The following is an 18,308-nucleotide window of genomic DNA, read 5'->3' on the forward strand; positions in this document are numbered from 1 at the left end:
CTCAGTCGGTCAATTGAACTCGCGCTCGCGCAGCCACTTGGTGGCGACCCACTTCTCGCCCGCAAGGACCGGTGCGCCGCCGTGCAGGGTGCGCGTCGTCGGATCCGGCCGCTCGTAGCTGAAGAAGACTCCGGTGCCGCGCTTGGGCGCGACTTCGAGACCGACGTCGGGGAAAGTCGTGCCGCCGCCCTGCTCGGGTTCATGCAGGTACATCACGAGGGTCGCGACGCGCTGACCGCCCCGACGCAGGATCACCGACGTGCCGGGTTCGCCCGGGTCGAAGTAGTCGTAGTGCGGCCGATACTGCGCACCCGGCGCATAACGGAGAACTTGCAGCCCCTCGCCGAATTCGAGCGGCCATCGAAGGAGCGTGGCGATTCGCTTTTCGATCCGCGTGACCAGCGGGTTTTCTCCACGCTCGAAGAACATGCCGTCGCTGGTCCGGTCGACGTTGAGCGCCTCGCCACCGGTCTGCGTCTCGACGGTCAGCGAGCGCGCGAGCCGCTGGCGTGCCGCCGAGATCAATGCCTCGCACTCTTCGTCGGACAGCAGATCCCCGAAAACGACGACGCGTGGATTGCGCATGGTCTGCAGCACGTGGACTCGGCGGTCGCCCGCGTCGATGTAGAGCGGCGAGTTCGAGAGATCGGGCCCGGGCATCGCCTTCGCCGGCTCGGTGGTCCCCGCGGCCTGCTGCTCGACTTCAGCCAACGCCGCATCCGCGGCAACGTCATTCCAGCCGGCGGCCCGCATGGATGCACGCAGGCTCGGCACCGAATGGCCGGCGGCCAGCTGGGTCGAAATCCACTCGCGAAGCTCTGCGCTGATGATTTGTCCGTGACTCATGATGTTCTCCGTCGAAACACCAACCGATCAGGCCTGGAGGCCGAAGCGTCGAAGCCGTAGCCCTCGAGGTCGAACTTCTCCAGTGCCTTGGGCGTCGCGGCCTTGTGAAGGACCGCCCAGCGCGCCATGAGCCCGCGTGCCCGCTTGGCGAAGAAGCTCACGATCTTGTAGCGGCCGGCCTCGGCCGCCCCCGCGCCGCCCTTCCACTCTTCGAACACGCACTCGACGACGCGCGCCTTGAGCGCGCTCTGATCGACCGACTTGAAATATTCCTGCGAAGCGAGGTTGATGACAACCGGCGTCCGATCCGCGGCAAGCCGCTCGTTCAGATACCCGGAAATGCGGCTGCCCCAGAAGGCGTAGAGATCCTTGCCGTGCCGGTTGCCGAGCTGGGTGCCCATTTCGAGCCGATAGGGCTGGAGCAGATCGAGCGGCCGCAACACCCCGTAGAGACCGCTCAGGATGCAGATATGGTCCTGCGCCCACGAAAGCTGGCCGTCGGTCAGCGTCTTTGCGTCGAGTCCGCCGTACACGTCGCCGTCGAACGCGAGCGCCGCCTGCTTTGCGTTCCTGTCTGTGGCCTTGGACGACCACACCGCATAGCGCGCCACGTTGAGCGCCGAAAGCTTGTCCGACAGGTGCATCAACTCGGCGATCTGCTGGGGCGACTTGTCGCGCAGGATCCTGATGAGTTCGGCCGCCGGGCCCCGAGGCCCTTCGAAGCGGGGCTGGGTGGCCGGCAGGGTGTCGGGGACGGGAGTTTCGAAATCGAGCGACTTGGCAGGCGAAAGCAGGAAGAGCATCGCGGGATTATCAGCGGCGCCTCCATGGCCGCTCCCGAGCGCCACCCTCCGGCCGTCGAATAAAATCCTTCCACTTCCACCCACAAGCGGCATCCTGCGGGATGCCGTTCGTCTTTGTACCGCCATGAGTGAGACCCTGCCCCAACCCGGCCTCGAGAGCCTGTCCAAATCCTTCGAACCTGCCGCCATCGAGGCGCACTGGGGGCCCGAATGGGAGCGGCGCGGCTACGCGGCCGCCGGCTTCCGCGGCACGCAAAAGGCGAAGGAAGGCGTGCCCTCCTTCGCGATTCAGCTGCCGCCGCCGAACGTAACCGGTACGCTGCACATGGGGCACGCGTTCAACCAGACGATCATGGACAGCCTCACCCGCTATCACCGCATGGCGGGCGCCAACACGCTGTGGGTTCCAGGCACCGACCACGCCGGCATCGCGACGCAGATCGTCGTCGAGCGGCAGCTGCAGGAACAGAAGATCAGCCGCCACGACCTCGGCCGCAAGAACTTCGTCGCGCGCGTGTGGGAGTGGAAGGAAAAATCCGGCAACACCATCACCAGTCAGATGCGCCGCATGGGCGACACGGTGGACTGGAGCCGCGAGTACTTCACCATGGACGAGAAGCTCTCGAAGGTCGTCACGCAGACCTTCGTGCAGCTCTACAACGAGGGGCTCATCTATCGCGGCAAGCGGCTGGTCAACTGGGACCCGGTGCTCAAGACCGCGGTGAGCGACCTGGAGGTCGAGAGCGAGGAAGAAGACGGGTTCCTCTGGCACATCGCCTATCCGCTGGAAGACGGCTCGGGCTCGCTCACGGTGGCGACCACCCGTCCCGAAACCATGCTCGGCGACGTCGCGGTCATGGTTCACCCGGAGGACGAGCGCTACAAGCACCTGATCGGCCAGCGCGTTAAGCTGCCGCTGGTCGAGCGCCTGATCCCGGTCATCGCCGACGACTACGTCGACAAGGAATTCGGCACCGGCGTGGTCAAGGTCACGCCGGCCCACGATCACAACGACTATGCGGTCGGCCTGCGGCACGGCCTGGAAACGATCGGCGTGCTGACGCTCGATGCCACCATCAACGACAACGCGCCTGAAAAATACCGCGGCCTCGATCGCTTCGTGGCACGCAAGGCGGTCGTCGCGGATCTCGAGGCGCTGGGCCTTCTCGTCGAAACCAAGAAGCACAAGCTCATGGTCCCGCGCTGCGCACGCACCGGCGCCGTGGTCGAGCCGATGCTGACCGACCAGTGGTTCGTCGCGATGACCGGGCCCGACGCCAACGGCCAGTCGATCGCGCACAAGGCGATCGAGGCGGTTCGCTCCGGCGAGGTGCGCTTCGTCCCCGAGAACTGGGTCAACACCTACAACCACTGGATGGAGAACATCCAGGACTGGACGATCTCGCGGCAGCTCTGGTGGGGCCACCAGATTCCGGCGTGGTACGACGAAGAGGGCAAGGTCTACGTGGCGCACGACGAAGCGGAAGCCCAGGCCCAGGCCCCCGGCAAGAAGCTCACGCGCGACGAGGACGTGCTCGACACCTGGTATTCGTCGGCGCTAGTGCCCTTCTCTTCGCTCGGCTGGCCCGAGAAGACCGAGGACCTCGACCTCTACCTGCCGTCGACGGTGCTCGTGACCGGCTACGACATCATCTTCTTCTGGGTCGCCCGGATGATCATGATGACCAAGCACTTCACGGGCAAGGTGCCCTTCAAGCATGTCTACATCCATGGCCTGGTGCGCGACTCGCACGGCAAGAAGATGAGCAAGTCCGAAGGCAACGTGCTCGACCCGGTCGACCTGATCGACGGCATTGCGCTGCCCGAGTTGCTCGAGAAGCGCACCCAGGGCCTGCGCCGGCCGGAGACCGCACCGACGGTGCGCAAGAACACGCAGAAGGAATTCCCGGACGGCATCCCGGCCTTCGGCGCGGACGCGCTGCGCTTCACCTTCGCATCGCTCGCGTCGCTCGGCCGCAGCATCAACTTCGACGCGAAGCGCTGCGAGGGCTATCGCAACTTCTGCAACAAGCTCTGGAACGCGACGCGCTTCGTGCTCATGAACTGCGAAGGTCAAGATTGCGGCCTGCGCGAACACACCAAGGAAGAATGCGCCCCTGGCGGACCGGCCCACGGCTACCTGCAGTTCAGCCAGGCCGACCGCTGGATCGCGTCCCAGTTGCAGCGCGTCGAGGCCGAAGTCGAGAAGGGCTTCGAGGAGTACCGCCTCGACAACGTTGCCAACGCCATCTACCAGTTCGCCTGGGATGAGTTCTGCGACTGGTACCTGGAAATCGCCAAGGTTCAGATCCAACAGGGCGACGACGCCCGGAAGCGCGCCACGCGCCGCACGCTGATCCGCACGCTCGAGACCCTGCTGCGCCTCGCTCATCCCGTGATCCCTTTCATCACCGAAGAGCTCTGGCAGAAGGTTGCGCCGGTGGCGGGCCGGGCTGGCGACTCGGTCATGACGGCCGCTTACCCGAAGAGCCAGCCCGAGAAGATCGACGAGGCGGCCGAGGCCCACGTCGCCCGCCTCAAGTCGCTGGTCGATGCCTGCCGCACCCTGCGCGGCGAGATGAATGTCTCGCCCGCCACGCGGCTGCCGCTCTATGCGGTGGCCGACGATGCCGCGAACGCCGCATTCCTGCGCGAGGCGGGACCCGTGCTCCAGGCGCTCGCCAAGCTCAAGGAAGTCAAAGTCTTCGACGACGAGGCTGCCTGGGCCACGGCGGCCGAGGCCGCGCCCGTCGCGGTGGTCGGCAGCGCCCGCCTCTGCCTGCACATGGAAATCGACAAGGCCGCGGAAAAGGCACGCATCGGCAAGGAACTCGCTCGCATCGAGGGTGAGATCGCCAAGGTCAACGCTAAGCTCGGCAACGAAGCCTTCGTCGCGAAGGCGCCGGCGGCGGTGATCGAGCAGGAGCGCAAGCGGCTCACCGACTTCACCGCAACGCTCGAGCGCCTGCGGGATCAGCTTGTCCGCCTAGGCTGACAGACGTGTGGCAAGGCGGCAGATAGTATGTGAGCATGCGGGTGGAGCGTCTTGGACGCCATCCCCTATTCGATCCACGTCTTCGATTCACACGAAATTCACATGTCCAACTCCCCGACGCGCATTCGCAAGGCCGTGTTCCCCGTAGCCGGCTTTGGCACCCGTTTTCTGCCAGCCACCAAGGCGCAACCCAAGGAAATGCTTCCGGTGGTGGACAAGCCACTGATCCAGTACGCGGTCGAGGAAGCCTATGCGGCAGGCATCCGCGACATGATCTTCGTGACGGGGCGCAACAAGCGGGCGATCGAAGACCACTACGACGCCGCCTACGAGCTCGAATCGCAGCTCGAAGCCAGCGGCAAGACAGAATTGCTCGCGATCGCTCGATCGGTCATGCCCGACGACATGACCTGCTCCTACGTACGCCAGCCGCGCATGCTGGGTCTCGGACACGCCGTGCTGTGCGCCGAGCACCTCGTCGGCGACGAACCTTTCGCCGTTCTGCTCGCCGACGACCTGATGGTCGGTCCGCAGGGCGGTGAGCCGGTACTGGCGCAGATGACTCGCGCGTTCGAAAAGCTCGGCGGCTCGCTGCTCGCCGTGCAGGAAGTGCCGCTGGAACACGTCAAGCGCTATGGCATCGTGGCCGGCGACGTGGTCGAGGAAGGCCTGGTCAAGGTCAACCGCATGGTCGAGAAGCCCAAGCCGGAGGAAGCACCTTCCCGGCTGGGCGTCGCGGGCCGCTACATCCTGACGCCTGCCGTGTTCGGCCACATCCGCAACCAGCCCAAAGGCGCAGGCGGCGAGATCCAATTGACCGATGGCATCGCCGCGCTGATGGCCAAGGAAGCGGTCTATGCCTACTCGTACGCTGGCACGCGCTACGACTGCGGCAGCAAGGAAGGCTTCCTGCAAGCCTCGGTCGAACTGGCGCTGGCGCACCCTGAAGTGGGCGCCTCGTTCCGCCGGTATCTGAAGAGTCTGGAGCTCTGACCCTCGACGGCTGCGCGCCGCTCGCTCAGCGGCGGCGCAGCACGTGGATGAACTCGTCGCCGACCGTCTGCTGGTCGACGAGGTCATTGCCGGTCTGCCGGGCAAACGCCTGGAAATCCCGCACCGAGCCCGGGTCGGTCGCCACCACCCTCAGCAGCTCGCCGCTGAGCATCTCGTTGAGCGACTTCTTGGCCTTGAGAATGGGCAGAGGGCAATTGAGCCCGCGGGCATCGAGTTCTTTGTGGATTTGCATGGCCGTTCCTGGAATCTCCGAGGATTTTAGGAGGCCGGCCTTGGCCATTCCATGAACTGGGGCTCGTGCCCCCGCGTGCGCAGCCAGTCGGCCAGCGCGTAGCCGGTGCCGGCCGGCCAGCAACGAAGCGCCGGCAGGTCGTAGAGCCGGTAGTCCACCAGCTCCGGCGACAGGGACACTTCGCCATCGGCCACGACGTGGTAGGCGATGATGACCTGGTTCATGCGCTGAAAGTCGTAGACGCCGACGAGATTCACCTCGCTGACGTCGAGGTTCGTCTCTTCCTTGACCTCGCGCGAGACGCCTCCCTGCGGGGTCTCGCCGGCCTCCATGAAGCCGGTGATCAGCGCGTACATCTTGTGCGTCCAGGCCGCGTTGCGGGCGAGCAGCACCTGCCCCCGGTACTCGACGATCGCAGCCAGCACCGGCGTCGGATTGTTCCAGTGCGTCCAGTCGCAGGCAGGGCAGCGCAGACGGGACTTGGGGCCGCCATCCTCGAGCGCTTCGACTTGAGCCAGCGGCGTGGCGCACGAGGGGCAGAAGCGGGGTTCGTCCATGGCGGGTCAGGCGGGGAAGACGCCGGTCGACAGATAGCGGTCACCCCGGTCGCACACCACGAAGACGATGGTCGCGTTCTCGACGGTCTTGGCGATCTCGAGCGCCACCCAGAGTGCGCCCGCGGCCGAAATGCCGCCGAAGATGCCCTCTTCCCGCGCAAGGCGACGGCACATCTCCTCTGCGCTGTCCTGGCTCACATTGACCACCTGGTCGACACGGCTCGGATCGTAGATCTTCGGCAGGTATTCCTGCGGCCATTTGCGGATGCCCGGGATGCGCGAGCCTTCATCGGGCTGTGCGCCAATGATCCGCACGGCCGGATTCTTTTCCTTGAGAAAACGCGAGACGCCGGTGATGGTGCCGGTGGTCCCCATCGCGCTCACGAAATGCGTGATGCGGCCTCGCGTGTCGGCCCAGATCTCGGGGCCGGTCGTCTCGTAGTGGATGCGCGGATTGTCCGGGTTGGCGAACTGATCGAGCACGCGCCCCTTGCCCTGCTGCACCATCTGCTCGGCGAGATCACGCGCGTACTCCATGCCGCCGCTCTTCGGCGTCAGCACCAGCTCGGCGCCGAAGGCCTTCATGGTCTGCGCCCGTTCGACGGACAGGTCCTCGGGCATGATGAGCACCATCCGGTAGCCCTTGATCGCGGCCGCCATCGCGAGGGCAATGCCGGTGTTGCCCGAGGTCGCCTCGATCAGCGTGTCGCCGGGCTTGATCTCGCCGCGCTCCTCGGCGCGCTTGATCATCGAGAGCGCGGGCCGATCCTTGACCGAGCCGGCCGGATTGTTGCCTTCGAGCTTGCCAAGGATCACGTTGCCGCGCTTCGCATTCGCTTCTGCGTCGATGCGCTGCAGAGCAACCAGCGGCGTCTTGCCGATCGCGTCTTCAATCGTCGGATATTGCATGGGAGTCACTGTGCCATAATTTCCGGCTTCCTTCCTTCCCGCCCGGGTGGTGAAATTGGTAGACGCAGGGGACTCAAAATCCCCCGCCGCAAGGCGTGCCGGTTCGATTCCGGCCCCGGGCACCATAGCTTTCTCGCTATGGATTTGGTAGCACGTTCCGCGTCTGTTCCGCGACGCGTTCCGCAATCCGATCTGACCCAACTGCTGCGTGGCCTAAAGAGCGACGCGTTGCCTGGCGGCCTCTGCAGTTGCGTATGACGAAATCCATTTCGTCGACGGGAACCACCCAGGTGCACCCCGAGATCTTGGGCCGCCATGCCGCGCCCTCCGCACAAGGGCTGGCAGGCAAGGACCTCATCCACGAGCTCTGGCCCGATGACTTCGATGCACCGCCTCTTCGCCTCGACCTGTCTGGCACCGCGCCGAGCGGCCAAGCGGTCTACATCAGCATCCCCTACCGCTGATCGCTTCGTGGCGTCGGCAACGCTGCGATGGGCTGGCGCGTGCCGAGCGCGGGGACTGAAGGGCGCGCTGAGTGGCCGAGGCGGTGACTGGAACCAGCCGAGTCAATCAGCTGTACAGGCGCGCATTGCCCGCGAGATCGGGCAACGCACATGCCACGTTCAGGACTTGGCCAACTTGGAGTTCATGGTCTCCGCCAGATAGTTCGTCGACAGCACCTGCGCAACCTGCAGCACCAGCCTATGCCGCTCTTCCGACGACTCTAGATCTCCCAACTCCTTCACCAGGTCGCTGGCGACATTGAGCTGCTCGCGCGTGACGGCCTGCGCTCTGGTCAGCATCGACTTCTGGAATGCGTTCGTCTTGTTCTGGTCAATCGGCATCTCGCTTGCCTCTCAAGAAAGCCCGCAGTATGACCGAGCGATGCATGGTGGCGCCGCGGTCTCTGCTGGCACGAGGTCATGCTCGGATCTCGGAACTTCCAAGCGTGTAACGCTTCTCAGAAGCCGCTGAACCATGCTGACGACCGGGTCGCGATGCAGAAGGTGCGGATCATGCGCGACATTCTGCCGCGACCGGCGATCACATCTTGATCGGCGCCCGATCGGTCGCAGTCACCCTGGCCAGCGTCGAGAATGGAAAAAGCCCGCACGAGGCGGGCTTCAGATGTGTGGTCGTGGACTCTCACGCGGTCCACGCTACGTGCATGCAACTGCAGTGCCGCCCAGTTGTTTTCTTGTCATTGGCGCCAGTGCTCGACGTTCCACCGTGAGATACGGCGACCAGCTCGGTCGTGAACTGATAGGGACGATTGTACGCGCCCCCCGCCTCAGCCGAGTTCGAGCAGGTCAATCTCTTGCGCCACTGAAGCGCGCTCATCTGCGGCGATGACCCCAACCCGATCTCTTGCGACACCTACTCGACGCGCCGCGGATGCGTAGGCGGCTCGCGAAGCCAGTGGCCTGATAGATTCACGTCCACTAGGAGATGCATGTGTACGAAATCAGGCTTGCTACCGCGCCGGGCAGCGAGCCAAGTGGCTTGACGAGTTGGCGAAGGCCGGGGTAAAGCCGCTACTGACCACTCACGAGAACGTCGACCCTGACACCCCAGATCCGACTTTGGTTGCTGATCTGGCAGACGGCTGGATGCCAGGCGCAGACCTCATCGAGGCAGAAATGTTCGTCGGCTGGACGGATTCAGAACCAACGCGCTTCGTCCGGGCGGTCAGTACCTACCTCGCAAAACACGACCCCGCAAAAGGCGCGAAGTTCGACAAGGCGTTTTTCAGCTCGCTCAACTGATACGCCGAGAAAGCGTTCCGCAAACGCTCGGCCTCCCTCGGGCCGACCCAGAGTCAAAAGCGGAACGTTTCGGGCCGCAAACCCGCATGGATGCTGGATTTCGCCCCGGACTCAAAATCCCCCGCCGCAAGGCGTGCCGGTTCGATTCCGGCCCCGGGCACCAGCGCTCTTCAGCGGTGGTTCGGCGCATCAGGTCGCCGCGTCGGAAGCCGATCAACGATCCGATCCAAGCCCCGACTCAACGGTCGGATAGCGCAGCCGGACACGCAATTCGCGCTTGAGCCGCGTGTTGTCGAGCCGGCGCGATTCGCCCATGAAACTCAACAGCGACAGCGGAAGCTGCGCCTGTGCATCTTCGCGCGCGATGCGCGGCGGCGGCGGCATCCCGTACAGCCTGGCGGCGAGTTCGACGTAGTCGCCCATCTTGATCTCGCTGTCGTCGCTCGCATGAAACACGCGCTGCGGTCCGCCGCGCCACAGGGCCGAGACGCAGGCGCGGGCGAGATCGTCGGCATGGATGTGGTTGGTGTAGACGTCATCTTCCGCCCGCAGCACCGGCGTGCCGCGCTGGAGCCGCTCTCGCGGCGTGCCGCCTTCGCGGTCGGGAGCGTAGATGCCCGGAATGCGCAGGATGCGGACGGACACGCCGGCGCGGCCGAGCCACCGCACGCTGCGTTCGGCATCGACGCGGCGGTGCGCACGTGGCGTGTCAGGCCGCACCGCGCGGGTCTCCGTGACCCGCGCACCGCCGCAGTCGCCGTAGACGCCGCTGGTGGAGCCGTAGACGAACGATGAAGGCATCGTCCGCAGGCGCAGCACCCGGACGAGCACCAGCGTCCGCGCATCGCGCCACCATTCACCGCCTTCGACGCGCGGCGGCGGCGCGAGATGCAGCACGCGGGTCGCGATGCCCGCAAGACGTCTCAACGAGGTCGGATCATCGAGATCCGCGACAATCGGTCTAACGCCCGCCAGTCGCAGCGCAGGCACGCGAGGCGGCGACGAGGTCGATGCCAGCACATTGACGCGCCCACCCAGCAGACCGACCACCCGCAGGCCGACATCTCCGCATCCCACGACGAGCACGCGCTCGCGGCGAAAGCGCGAGGGCCTCGCGCCGAGAGGGCTGTTGATTGAGGGCAAAATTCATCTCCCTTCGAGTAGCAGTAAAGAATAACCATGACCAGCGCGGCCCCGAACGACTCGGGCTTCCATATCACCGTAGAGCCGAGCGGACGCCACTTCCAAGCGTATGCGGACGAATCCATTCTCGCGGCCGGCATCCGCCAGGGCATCGGTCTGCCTTACGGCTGCAAGGACGGCGCCTGCGGCTCCTGCAAGTGCAAGAAGCTCTCGGGCACGGTCACGATGAAGTTGCACCAGAGCAAGGCCCTGAGCGCGGACGAGGAACTGGCCGGCTACATCCTCACCTGCTGCGCGACCGCCGAAAGCGACGTGGTGCTCGAATCGCGCCAGGTCACCGAAGCGGGCGCCTTCCCGATCCGCAAGATGCCGGTGCGCGTGGCCGCGATCACGAAAATGTCGCACGACGTCGTGATGCTTCGCCTGCAATTGCCGGCCGGCGAGCCGCTGCAATTCCATGCGGGCCAGTACATCGAATTCATTCTGCGCGACGGCACGCGGCGCAGCTATTCGATGGCCAACGCGCCGCACACGCTGCAGGAGCCGGGCACCGGCATCGAACTGCACATCCGCCACCTGCCCGGCGGCAAGTTCACCGACCACGTGTTCGGCACGATGAAGGAGAAGGAAATCCTCCGCGTCGAAGGCCCCTACGGCAGCTTCTTCCTGCGCGAGGAGTCCGACAAGCCGCTCATCTTCCTCGCCTCGGGCACCGGCTTCGCACCGATCAAGGCCATCATCGAGCACATGAAGCTCAAGGGCATCACGCGTCCGGCCAGCCTGTACTGGGGCGGCCGGCGCCCCGAGGATCTCTACATGGACGAGTGGGTGCGTGCGCAACTCGCCGAGCTGCCGAACCTCCGCTACGTGCCCGTGATCTCGAATGCGGTGCCCGAGGACGACTGGAACGGCCGCACCGGCTTCGTCCACCTCGCGGTGATGGAGGACTTCGACGATCTGTCGGGCCATCAGGTGTACGCCTGCGGTGCCCCGGTGGTGGTCGACTCCGCCAAGCGCGACTACGTGTCGATGCGCGGCCTGCCCGAGGAGGAATTCTTCGCCGACGCCTTCACGACGGAAGCGGACAAGGCCATCCCCTGAACCTCAGGAAGTCATCAACGCACAACAGAGACACATGAACGCCAGAAGACATTTCCTCGCCGCGCTTGCCGCAACCACGGCCGTCATCGCCGCACCCCACGCCATCGCCCAGAACCGTCCGATCCGCCTGGTCGTTCCGTATGCGGCGGGTGGCCCGATCGACGTCACCGCGCGCGTGCTCGCCGAAGGTGTCAAGGAGTCGCTCGGCACGGTGATCATCGACAACAAGCCCGGCGCCGGCGGCAACATCGGCGCGGACATGGTCGCCAAGGCGCCGCCGGACGGCCTCACCATCGGCATCGCCGCGACCGCCACGAATGCGGTCAACCCCTGGCTCTACGCCAAGATGCCTTTCAATGCCGCCACGGACTTCGCGCCGATCACGCAGATGGTCCGCGTGCCCAACGTGCTGGTGATGAACGCGGACACGGCGAAGCGGCTTCACATCAACAACCTGCACGACCTGATCGCCTACGCCAAGGCGAATCCCGGCAAGCTCAACTACGGCAGCGGCGGCAATGGCAGCGCCGGGCACCTCGCGGGCGAGATGTTCAAGAAGGAAGCGGGCATCTTCGCGGTGCACATTCCGTACAACGGCGGCAATCCGGCGCAGCTCGCGCTGTTGTCGGGCCAGGTCGACTTCAATTTTGACAACCTCGCCACCGCCGCGCCCAACATCCGTTCAGGCAAGCTGAAGGCCATCGCCGTCACGACCACCGAACGCAGCAGCGCGCTGCCCGATGTTCCGCCGGTCGCCGCGACGCTGAAGGGCTTCTCGATCGACACCTGGTGGGGGCTCGTTGCGCCGGCCGGCACGCCGCCGGACGTGGTCGCCAAGCTCAATCACGCCTTCGTGGCGGCGCTCAAGACGCCGGAGACGAGGGCACGTTTCGCTTCGTTGCTCGCCGAGCCCGTCGCGAGCACGCCCGAACAGTTCGGCGCGTTCATGAAGAGCGAACTCGCCAAGTACGAAAAGGTGGTCAAAGCCACGGGGGCCCAGGTCGACTGACGACCAACCGGGAGCCGCCGCGGAACCGGCTATGCCGGGCCGCAGGCGGCGCCCCCTCGAAGGGGGGTGGGCGGCTACGCGAAGCGAGCAAGCCTGGGGGTCATTCCCCTAGGTATGCGGCCCGCACCTTCGGGTCGCTCAGCATCACCTTGGCGTCGCCGCTCATGGTGATCAGGCCCGACTCCATCACATAGCCGCGGTCGGCCAGTTGCAAGGCACGACTGGCGTTCTGCTCCACGAGCACCACGGTGACGCCCTGGTCGTAGACCTGCTTCACCACCTCGAAGATCTTGTCGACCATGATCGGCGACAGACCCATCGAAGGTTCGTCCAGCAGCAGCACCTTCGGCCGCGCCATGAGCGCACGCCCCATCGCCAGCATCTGCTGCTCGCCGCCGGACATGGTCCCGGCCAGCTGCGTGGCGCGCTCCTTGAGGCGAGGGAAGGTCGCGAAGACACGCTCGATGTCGCGTGCAATCTCGGCCTTGTCGTTGCGGATGTAGGCGCCGATCTGCAGGTTCTCGGTGATGGTCATGCGGGTGAACACGCCGCGGCCTTCCGGCACCATGACGAGGCCATCGCCCACCAGGTCCCAGGCGCCGCGGCCCTTGATGCTCTTGCCCAGGAACTCGATGTCGCCGCCGAGGAACGGCAGCGTGCCGGTGATGGCCTTCATCGTCGTGGTCTTGCCGGCGCCGTTGGAGCCGATCAGCGAGACCAGTTCGCCCTCGCGCACCTCGAAGTCCACGCCCTTCACGGCCTGGATGCCGCCATAGGCGACCTTCAGGCCGCTGATCTTCAAAAGGGTCTGCGCCATCTCAATGTCCTCCAGTGCCGAGGTAGGCCTCGATCACCTTTTCGTTCTTCTGCACGTCCGCGGGCGTTCCCTCGGCAATCTGTTTTCCGTAGTCGAGCACCGTGACCCGATCGCACAGGCCCATCACGAGCTTCACGTCGTGCTCGATCAAGAGGATGGTGCGATCGTCCTTGCGGATGCGGTCGATGAGCTGGCGCAGTTGCACCTTCTCGGTGGCGTTCATGCCGGCCGCAGGCTCGTCGAGTGCGATGAGCTGCGGATCGGTGGCCAGCGCGCGCGCGATCTCAAGCCTGCGCTGGTCGCCGTAGCTCAGCGTGCGGGCCTTGTAGTCGGCGAATTTACCGATGCCGACGTAGTCGAGCAGTTCGTGCGCACGCTTGGCGATCGCGGCCTCCTCGGCCTTGAAGCCGCCAGTGCGGAAGATCGCGCCGAGCACGCCCGAGTGGGTGCGGATGTGGCGCCCGACCATGACGTTTTCGAGCGCCGTCATTTCGGCGAAGAGACGGATGTTCTGGAAGGTGCGGGCGATGCCGGCCTTGGCAACCTCGTGCACCGCGGTCGGCTGGTACGGCTTGCCGGCCAGTTCGAACGTCCCGCTGTCGGGCGTGTACAGGCCGGTGATGACGTTGAAGAACGTGGTCTTGCCCGCGCCATTGGGGCCGATCAGGCCATAGACCTGGCCACGCATGATCTTCATGCCCACGTCGGACAGCGCCTGCAGGCCGCCGAAACGCTTCGAAATGCCTTGCACGTTGAGGATGGTGTCGCTCATGTTCGTTCTCCCATCGCTCAAGGATTGATCGACATCGGACGCGAAGCCACGCCCGGCACTTCGTCGGCCGGCACTTCCACGCCCGGCGCCGCAGCCGGCATGCCCGAGGCGGGCGCCGTGCCCTTGCGGGCCAGCGACTTGCCATGTTCAGGCGATGGCCAGAGGCCCCGAGGACGCACCAGCATGATGATGATCATCGCGAGCGCGATGAAGAGCTGGCGCAGGATGGAGGCATCGAGCCGGCCACCGGTCATCTCCTGCAGCGGGGCGGCGACGTAGCGCAGCACTTCGGGCAGCGCCGCGAGCAGCACCGCGCCCAGGATGACGCCCGGCAGGTGGCCGATGCCGCCGAGCACGACCATCGCAACGATCATCACGGACTCCATCAGGCTGAACGACTCGGGCGAGACGAAGCCCTGGAAGGCCGCGAACATCGAGCCCGAGACGCCGCCGAAGCTCGCGCCCATGCCGAAGGCCAGCAGCTTCATGTTGCGGGTGTTGATGCCCATGGCCTTGGCAGCGATCTCGTCTTCGCGGATCGCCATCCAGGCGCGGCCGACGCGCGAGACCTGCAGGCGGTGCGAGACCAGGATGGTGATGAGCACCAGCGCCAGGAACAGGTAGTAGTAGAGCGTGACGGACGAGATCGTGAAGCCGTTGAACTTCAGCGCCTTGCCCAGATTGAGCCCCCAGAAGTGCACCGGCTCGATCGCGGTGATCCCCTTCGGGCCGTTCGTGATGTTGAACGGCTGGTCGAGGTTGTTGAGGAACACGCGGATGATCTCGCCGAAGCCGAGGGTCACGATGGCGAGGTAATCGCCGCGCAGCTTCAGCGTCGGCGCACCGAGCAGCACGCCGAACAATGCGGCGAGGCCGAATGCCAGCGGAATCACGATCACGAGCGAGCTGTTCAGTCCGCCCGGGAACATGGCCTTGAAGGCCGGGAAGGTCTCGGACAAATGCGGCGACTCGAGCAGCGCGAACAGGTACGCGCCGATCGCGAAGAAGGCCACGTAGCCGAGGTCGAGCAGACCCGCGTAGCCCACCACGATGTTCAGGCCCAAGGCCAGCATCACGTAGAGCAGCGCGACGTCGGCAATGCGGACCCAGGCATTGCCCTGCGTCTGCAGAAGCAAAGGCAGGGCCAGCAGGGCGATGGCCCCGATCACGACGAAAAGGAGGTTCTTGCCTTGTTTCATGGGCGTCTCCTCAGGCGCGGTCCGCCACACGCTCGCCCAGCAGCCCGGAGGGGCGCAGCGTGAGCATGATGATCAGCACGACGAACGCGATGATGTCGCTGTACTGGCTGCCGAGCACGTCGCCGGTCAGCGCCCCGAGGTAGCCCGAGCCGATGGCTTCGATGACCCCGAGCAGGATGCCGCCGACCACGGCGCCCGCGAGGTTGCCGATGCCGCCGAACACCGCCGCGGTGAAGGCCTTGAGGCCGGGAATGAAACCCATCGCATGCTGCGCGATGCCGTAGTTGGAGGCGTACATCACGCCCGCCACCGCCGCCAGAACGGCGCCGATGATGAAGGTGGCCGATATGACCATGTCGGGACGGATGCCCATGAGCGCGGCAACGCGCGGGTTCTCGGCAGTGGCACGCATCGCGCGGCCGAGCTTGGTGTAGTTGACCAGCCAGGTCAGGACCGCCAGGCAGATCGCGGTCACGCTCAGGATCATGACCTGCGTCGGAGAGATCACGGCACCGCCCAGATGGATCGGCGTGGTGGGGAGCAGGTTGGGGTAAGCCTTGTTGGTCGGCTTCCAGATGATCATCGCGAGCGTCTGCAACAGGATCGAGACACCGATGGCGGTGATCAGCGGCGCCAGCTTGGGGCTGTTGCGCAGCGGCCGGTAGGCCACCTTCTCGATCACGAAGTTGAGCGCGCCGGCCACCACGCAGGCAATGATGAGCGCGAGGAGCAGGATCAGCCAGCCCGGGGTGCCCGGCATCGACTGCTGCATGAGACCGATGACGCTCCAACTGGTCAGCGCCCCGACCATCAGCACTTCACCGTGCGCGAAATTGATGAGGTTGATAATGCCGTACACCATCGTGTAGCCCAAGGCTATCAAGGCGTACATGCTGCCCAGAACCAGACCGTTGATGATCTGTTGCAGCAAGATGTCCATATCGAGGATTCCCTTTTTGTGGCGACACCCTTGAGAGGTGCCTTCGGCCGACCCGGCGTACCGGATTGACGCCTGGTTTCACTTAGCAAAAAACCCGCCAGCATGTGTCGACGGCGGGTTTTTTGTGGGCGGAATTTTAGACACGGCTCCCTGACATTTCGGCCGTTGTTGGACCGGGGTTTTCCCGCTGGCGCAAAAAGTCAGGCGCGCGACGGGGCCATGTCGCACACCCTGCGCGCAAATGCGTATCAGCGCGCACCTTCGTTGCGCTTGCGCAGCTCGCGAATCTTCTCGGCGATCTTGATTTCGAGGCCGCGCTCGACCGGTCTGTAGAAGGGCGGCGGGTCGATCCCGTCGGGCATGTAGCGCTCGCCAGCCGCGAAGCCACCCTCCTCGTCGTGGGCGTAGCGGTAACCCTTGCCGTGGTCGAGTTGCTTCATCAGGCGCGTCGGCGCGTTGCGCAGGTGCATCGGCACGGGGCGCGTTCCGTCCGACTTGATGAACGCCCTCACCTCGTTGTAGGCCTTGTAGACGGCGTTGGACTTCGGCGCGATCGCAAGATAGACCACGCACTCGGCCAATGCGAGTTCGCCTTCCGGCGAGCCGAGGCGCTCGTAGACCTCGGCAGCGTCGAGCGCGAGGCGCAGCGCCCGCGGGTCGGCCAGCCCGATGTCCTCGCTCGCCATGCGCACGAGCCGCCTGGCCATATAGCGCGGATCGGCGCCGCCGTCGAGCATGCGCACGAACCAGTAGAGCGCGGCATCCGGATCGCTGCCGCGCACCGACTTGTGCAACGCCGAGATCGTGTCGTAGAACTGATCGCCGCCCTTGTCGTAGCGGCGCATGCGCTCACCGAGGACGCGCAGGAGCCATTCGTCGGCGATGTGGTCGAGCGACTCCGAACTGGCCGCGATCGAAAGCGTCTCGAGCGTGTTGAGCAGGCGCCTCGCATCGCCGTCGGCGTAGGCGATGAGGCGGTCGATCGCCTTGGCCTCGATCGCGGGCACCGCCTGGATGTCCTGCGCGCGGCTCACGATCTGCTTGAGGTCGTCTTCGCCCAAAGGCTGAAGCACGTAGACGGCCGCGCGCGACAGCAGCGCGGAGTTCACCTCGAACGACGGGTTCTCCGTCGTCGCGCCGATGAACGTGAAGAGGCCCGACTCCACATGCGGCAGGAACGCATCCTGCTGGCTCTTGTTGAATCGATGCACCTCGTCGACGAATACGATGGTGCGACGCTGCTCCAGTCCGTCGCGCGCCACGAGCGCACGATCGACCGCATCGCGGATGTCCTTCACCCCGCCCAGCACGGCGCTGATGCTGAGGAACTGCGCATCGAACGCATCCGCCATGAGCCGCGCGATGGTCGTCTTTCCGACGCCGGGCGGCCCCCAGAGGATGCACGAGTGCGGCTGGCCGGACTCGAAGGCGATGCGCAGCGGCATGCCGGGGCCGAGCAGGTGCTGCTGCCCGATGACCTCGCCAAGGTTCCTGGGGCGAAGGCGCTCGGCGAGCGGTTGATGCGCGGAAGTGGCCATCGAAGGGATGAAGGCCGCCTATTGGCGGACTACATCGGCGCCCGGTGGCGGCTTGAAACGGAAGGTGCTCGCGGGAAGAGAAGGATTCACCTCGACCTTGCCGAACTTCAGCACCGATTTCTGGCCGAAGCTGTCGAGGATCTCCAACGCGGCGAGCGAATCGCCCTGGAAGCCGATCTGCACGCTCTGGAGCTGGCCGTCCTTGCTCTTCGGTGTCGCCTTGACCCACTGCAAACCATCGCGCTCCGGCGCGGACTCGAGCGCGAAATCCGCCTGCAAGGCCTTCAGGTCGGGCGCGGACGCGATCAGCGCGGCCGGCGTCGACCCGAGCGCCTGCGCCTGCTGGCGCTGCGTGACCTGGTTCAGATCGGCATCGAAGAGCCAGAGCGTCTCGCCATCGGCGACGATGTTCTGCACGAACGGCTTCTTGTAGTCGAAGCGGAATCTCCCGGGCCGCTGGAATTCGAAGGTGCCCGTCGACACCTTGTCGCGCGCGGCACGGCCTTCCTTCGGCGGCGAGGTCACGGTCTGCGTGAACTCGGCCCGGCCGGACCTGGCGTTCTTCACGAAGGCCTCGAGGCTTTCCATGCCACCGGCCGATGCGCTGGCCACGAGCGCCGCGAGCCCGAGGCCCGCAATCAGTTTCTTCAACAACATCTCTACTCTC

The 18,308-nt window shown here is 65.4% G+C and carries 19 protein-coding genes and 1 tRNA gene; 7 read left to right on the top strand and 13 right to left on the bottom strand.

Annotation, left to right across the window (positions count from 1 at the left end):
- Positions 1 to 9: 9 nt before the first annotated feature.
- Positions 10 to 846, bottom strand: coding sequence for a 2OG-Fe(II) oxygenase (locus tag ACQ858_RS17045; RefSeq protein ID WP_431273825.1), 837 nt, complete (start codon positions 844 to 846; stop codon positions 10 to 12).
- Positions 843 to 1,649 (bottom strand): peroxide stress protein YaaA, encoded by an 807-nt coding sequence (yaaA, locus tag ACQ858_RS17050; RefSeq protein ID WP_431273826.1) that lies wholly within the window; start codon positions 1,647 to 1,649, stop codon positions 843 to 845. Before yaaA ends, ACQ858_RS17045 begins: the two co-directional genes overlap by 4 nt.
- Positions 1,650 to 1,773: 124 nt before the next feature.
- Here yaaA and ACQ858_RS17055 point away from each other — a divergent pair, with 124 nt between their 5' ends.
- Both ACQ858_RS17055 and galU read left to right on the top strand, forming a co-directional pair.
- The gene (locus tag ACQ858_RS17055; protein ID WP_431273827.1) at positions 1,774 to 4,644 is read left to right on the top strand and encodes a valine--tRNA ligase; all 2,871 of its coding nucleotides are present in this window, start codon (positions 1,774 to 1,776) and stop codon (positions 4,642 to 4,644) included.
- 102 nt (positions 4,645 to 4,746) lie between these two features.
- Positions 4,747 to 5,637 (top strand): UTP--glucose-1-phosphate uridylyltransferase GalU, encoded by an 891-nt coding sequence (gene galU, locus ACQ858_RS17060; RefSeq protein WP_431273828.1) that lies wholly within the window; start codon positions 4,747 to 4,749, stop codon positions 5,635 to 5,637.
- A gap of 25 nt (positions 5,638 to 5,662) precedes the next feature.
- Here galU and ACQ858_RS17065 read toward each other — a convergent pair whose 3' ends face one another.
- Genes ACQ858_RS17065 through cysM form a run of 3 tightly spaced genes read right to left on the bottom strand, consistent with a single transcriptional unit; the run spans position 5,663 to position 7,356 of the window.
- Entirely contained in the window at positions 5,663 to 5,890 is a 228-nt protein-coding gene (locus tag ACQ858_RS17065; protein ID WP_431273829.1) for a sulfurtransferase TusA family protein, read from the bottom strand.
- Positions 5,891 to 5,916: 26 nt separating this feature from the next.
- Positions 5,917 to 6,447 (bottom strand): NUDIX domain-containing protein, encoded by a 531-nt coding sequence (locus ACQ858_RS17070; RefSeq protein ID WP_431273830.1) that lies wholly within the window; start codon positions 6,445 to 6,447, stop codon positions 5,917 to 5,919.
- A gap of 6 nt (positions 6,448 to 6,453) precedes the next feature.
- Positions 6,454 to 7,356 carry a cysteine synthase CysM gene (gene cysM / locus ACQ858_RS17075; RefSeq protein ID WP_431273831.1) on the bottom strand — a complete coding sequence of 301 codons (903 nt, stop codon included), beginning with the start codon at positions 7,354 to 7,356 and terminating at the stop codon, positions 6,454 to 6,456.
- Positions 7,357 to 7,396: 40 nt separating this feature from the next.
- Between cysM and ACQ858_RS17080 the strand changes: the two genes are divergently transcribed.
- Both ACQ858_RS17080 and ACQ858_RS17085 read left to right on the top strand, forming a co-directional pair.
- Positions 7,397 to 7,481 (top strand) — tRNA-Leu (locus ACQ858_RS17080).
- Positions 7,482 to 7,610: 129 nt separating this feature from the next.
- Complete coding sequence (locus ACQ858_RS17085; protein WP_431273832.1) at positions 7,611 to 7,820, top strand: hypothetical protein; 210 nt, start codon at positions 7,611 to 7,613, stop codon at positions 7,818 to 7,820.
- A 159-nt stretch (positions 7,821 to 7,979) separates the two neighbouring features.
- Here the strand turns inward: ACQ858_RS17085 and ACQ858_RS17090 are convergent, their stop codons facing one another.
- Positions 7,980 to 8,201 (bottom strand): hypothetical protein, encoded by a 222-nt coding sequence (locus tag ACQ858_RS17090; protein WP_431273833.1) that lies wholly within the window; start codon positions 8,199 to 8,201, stop codon positions 7,980 to 7,982.
- Between the two features lie 666 nt (positions 8,202 to 8,867).
- Between ACQ858_RS17090 and ACQ858_RS17095 the strand changes: the two genes are divergently transcribed.
- On the top strand, positions 8,868 to 9,122 hold the full coding sequence (locus ACQ858_RS17095) for a hypothetical protein (protein WP_431273834.1): 255 nt from the start codon (positions 8,868 to 8,870) through the stop codon (positions 9,120 to 9,122).
- 213 nt (positions 9,123 to 9,335) lie between these two features.
- On the opposite strand, the gene ACQ858_RS17100 is transcribed toward ACQ858_RS17095, so the two are convergent.
- The gene (locus ACQ858_RS17100; RefSeq protein ID WP_431273835.1) at positions 9,336 to 10,265 is read right to left on the bottom strand and encodes an NAD-dependent epimerase/dehydratase family protein; all 930 of its coding nucleotides are present in this window, start codon (positions 10,263 to 10,265) and stop codon (positions 9,336 to 9,338) included.
- A gap of 36 nt (positions 10,266 to 10,301) precedes the next feature.
- Here ACQ858_RS17100 and ACQ858_RS17105 point away from each other — a divergent pair, with 36 nt between their 5' ends.
- Entirely contained in the window at positions 10,302 to 11,366 is a 1,065-nt protein-coding gene (locus tag ACQ858_RS17105; protein WP_431273836.1) for a CDP-6-deoxy-delta-3,4-glucoseen reductase, read from the top strand.
- Positions 11,367 to 11,400: 34 nt separating this feature from the next.
- Positions 11,401 to 12,375, top strand: coding sequence for a Bug family tripartite tricarboxylate transporter substrate binding protein (locus tag ACQ858_RS17110; RefSeq protein ID WP_431273837.1), 975 nt, complete (start codon positions 11,401 to 11,403; stop codon positions 12,373 to 12,375).
- Positions 12,376 to 12,475: 100 nt separating this feature from the next.
- Here ACQ858_RS17110 and ACQ858_RS17115 read toward each other — a convergent pair whose 3' ends face one another.
- The 6 genes from ACQ858_RS17115 to lolA all read right to left on the bottom strand — a co-directional run bounded on the left by ACQ858_RS17115 (position 12,476) and on the right by lolA (position 18,298).
- Positions 12,476 to 13,192 carry an ABC transporter ATP-binding protein gene (locus ACQ858_RS17115; protein ID WP_431273838.1) on the bottom strand — a complete coding sequence of 239 codons (717 nt, stop codon included), beginning with the start codon at positions 13,190 to 13,192 and terminating at the stop codon, positions 12,476 to 12,478.
- A 1-nt stretch (position 13,193) separates the two neighbouring features.
- Positions 13,194 to 13,964: an ABC transporter ATP-binding protein gene (locus ACQ858_RS17120; protein ID WP_431273839.1), complete on the bottom strand. Its 771-nt coding sequence runs from the start codon at positions 13,962 to 13,964 to the stop codon at positions 13,194 to 13,196.
- A gap of 17 nt (positions 13,965 to 13,981) precedes the next feature.
- Complete coding sequence (locus ACQ858_RS17125; RefSeq protein WP_431273840.1) at positions 13,982 to 15,163, bottom strand: ABC transporter permease subunit; 1,182 nt, start codon at positions 15,161 to 15,163, stop codon at positions 13,982 to 13,984.
- A 10-nt stretch (positions 15,164 to 15,173) separates the two neighbouring features.
- Positions 15,174 to 16,103, bottom strand: a complete 930-nt coding sequence (locus tag ACQ858_RS17130; RefSeq protein ID WP_431273841.1) for a branched-chain amino acid ABC transporter permease — start codon at positions 16,101 to 16,103, stop codon at positions 15,174 to 15,176.
- 248 nt (positions 16,104 to 16,351) lie between these two features.
- Positions 16,352 to 17,641, bottom strand: a complete 1,290-nt coding sequence (locus ACQ858_RS17135) for a replication-associated recombination protein A (protein ID WP_431273842.1) — start codon at positions 17,639 to 17,641, stop codon at positions 16,352 to 16,354.
- Positions 17,642 to 17,659: 18 nt separating this feature from the next.
- Positions 17,660 to 18,298, bottom strand: a complete 639-nt coding sequence (lolA, locus tag ACQ858_RS17140; protein WP_431273843.1) for an outer membrane lipoprotein chaperone LolA — start codon at positions 18,296 to 18,298, stop codon at positions 17,660 to 17,662.
- Positions 18,299 to 18,308: the final 10 nt, after the last annotated feature.

It is taken from the genome of Variovorax ureilyticus (assembly GCF_050632185.1).
GTDB lineage: Bacteria > Pseudomonadota > Gammaproteobacteria > Burkholderiales > Burkholderiaceae_C > Variovorax > Variovorax ureilyticus_A.

Coding starts and splice junctions, on each gene's coding strand:
- ACQ858_RS17045 (WP_431273825.1), bottom strand. CDS start 846: ATGAGTCACGGACAAATCATCAGCGCAGAGCTTCGCGAGTGGATTTCG.
- yaaA (WP_431273826.1), bottom strand. CDS start 1,649: ATGCTCTTCCTGCTTTCGCCTGCCAAGTCGCTCGATTTCGAAACTCCC.
- ACQ858_RS17055 (WP_431273827.1), top strand. CDS start 1,774: ATGAGTGAGACCCTGCCCCAACCCGGCCTCGAGAGCCTGTCCAAATCC.
- galU (WP_431273828.1), top strand. CDS start 4,747: ATGTCCAACTCCCCGACGCGCATTCGCAAGGCCGTGTTCCCCGTAGCC.
- ACQ858_RS17065 (WP_431273829.1), bottom strand. CDS start 5,890: ATGCAAATCCACAAAGAACTCGATGCCCGCGGGCTCAATTGCCCTCTG.
- ACQ858_RS17070 (WP_431273830.1), bottom strand. CDS start 6,447: ATGGACGAACCCCGCTTCTGCCCCTCGTGCGCCACGCCGCTGGCTCAA.
- cysM (WP_431273831.1), bottom strand. CDS start 7,356: ATGCAATATCCGACGATTGAAGACGCGATCGGCAAGACGCCGCTGGTT.
- ACQ858_RS17085 (WP_431273832.1), top strand. CDS start 7,611: ATGACGAAATCCATTTCGTCGACGGGAACCACCCAGGTGCACCCCGAG.
- ACQ858_RS17090 (WP_431273833.1), bottom strand. CDS start 8,201: ATGCCGATTGACCAGAACAAGACGAACGCATTCCAGAAGTCGATGCTG.
- ACQ858_RS17105 (WP_431273836.1), top strand. CDS start 10,302: ATGACCAGCGCGGCCCCGAACGACTCGGGCTTCCATATCACCGTAGAG.
- ACQ858_RS17110 (WP_431273837.1), top strand. CDS start 11,401: ATGAACGCCAGAAGACATTTCCTCGCCGCGCTTGCCGCAACCACGGCC.
- ACQ858_RS17115 (WP_431273838.1), bottom strand. CDS start 13,192: ATGGCGCAGACCCTTTTGAAGATCAGCGGCCTGAAGGTCGCCTATGGC.
- ACQ858_RS17120 (WP_431273839.1), bottom strand. CDS start 13,964: ATGAGCGACACCATCCTCAACGTGCAAGGCATTTCGAAGCGTTTCGGC.
- ACQ858_RS17125 (WP_431273840.1), bottom strand. CDS start 15,163: ATGAAACAAGGCAAGAACCTCCTTTTCGTCGTGATCGGGGCCATCGCC.
- ACQ858_RS17130 (WP_431273841.1), bottom strand. CDS start 16,103: ATGGACATCTTGCTGCAACAGATCATCAACGGTCTGGTTCTGGGCAGC.
- ACQ858_RS17135 (WP_431273842.1), bottom strand. CDS start 17,641: ATGGCCACTTCCGCGCATCAACCGCTCGCCGAGCGCCTTCGCCCCAGG.
- lolA (WP_431273843.1), bottom strand. CDS start 18,298: ATGTTGTTGAAGAAACTGATTGCGGGCCTCGGGCTCGCGGCGCTCGTG.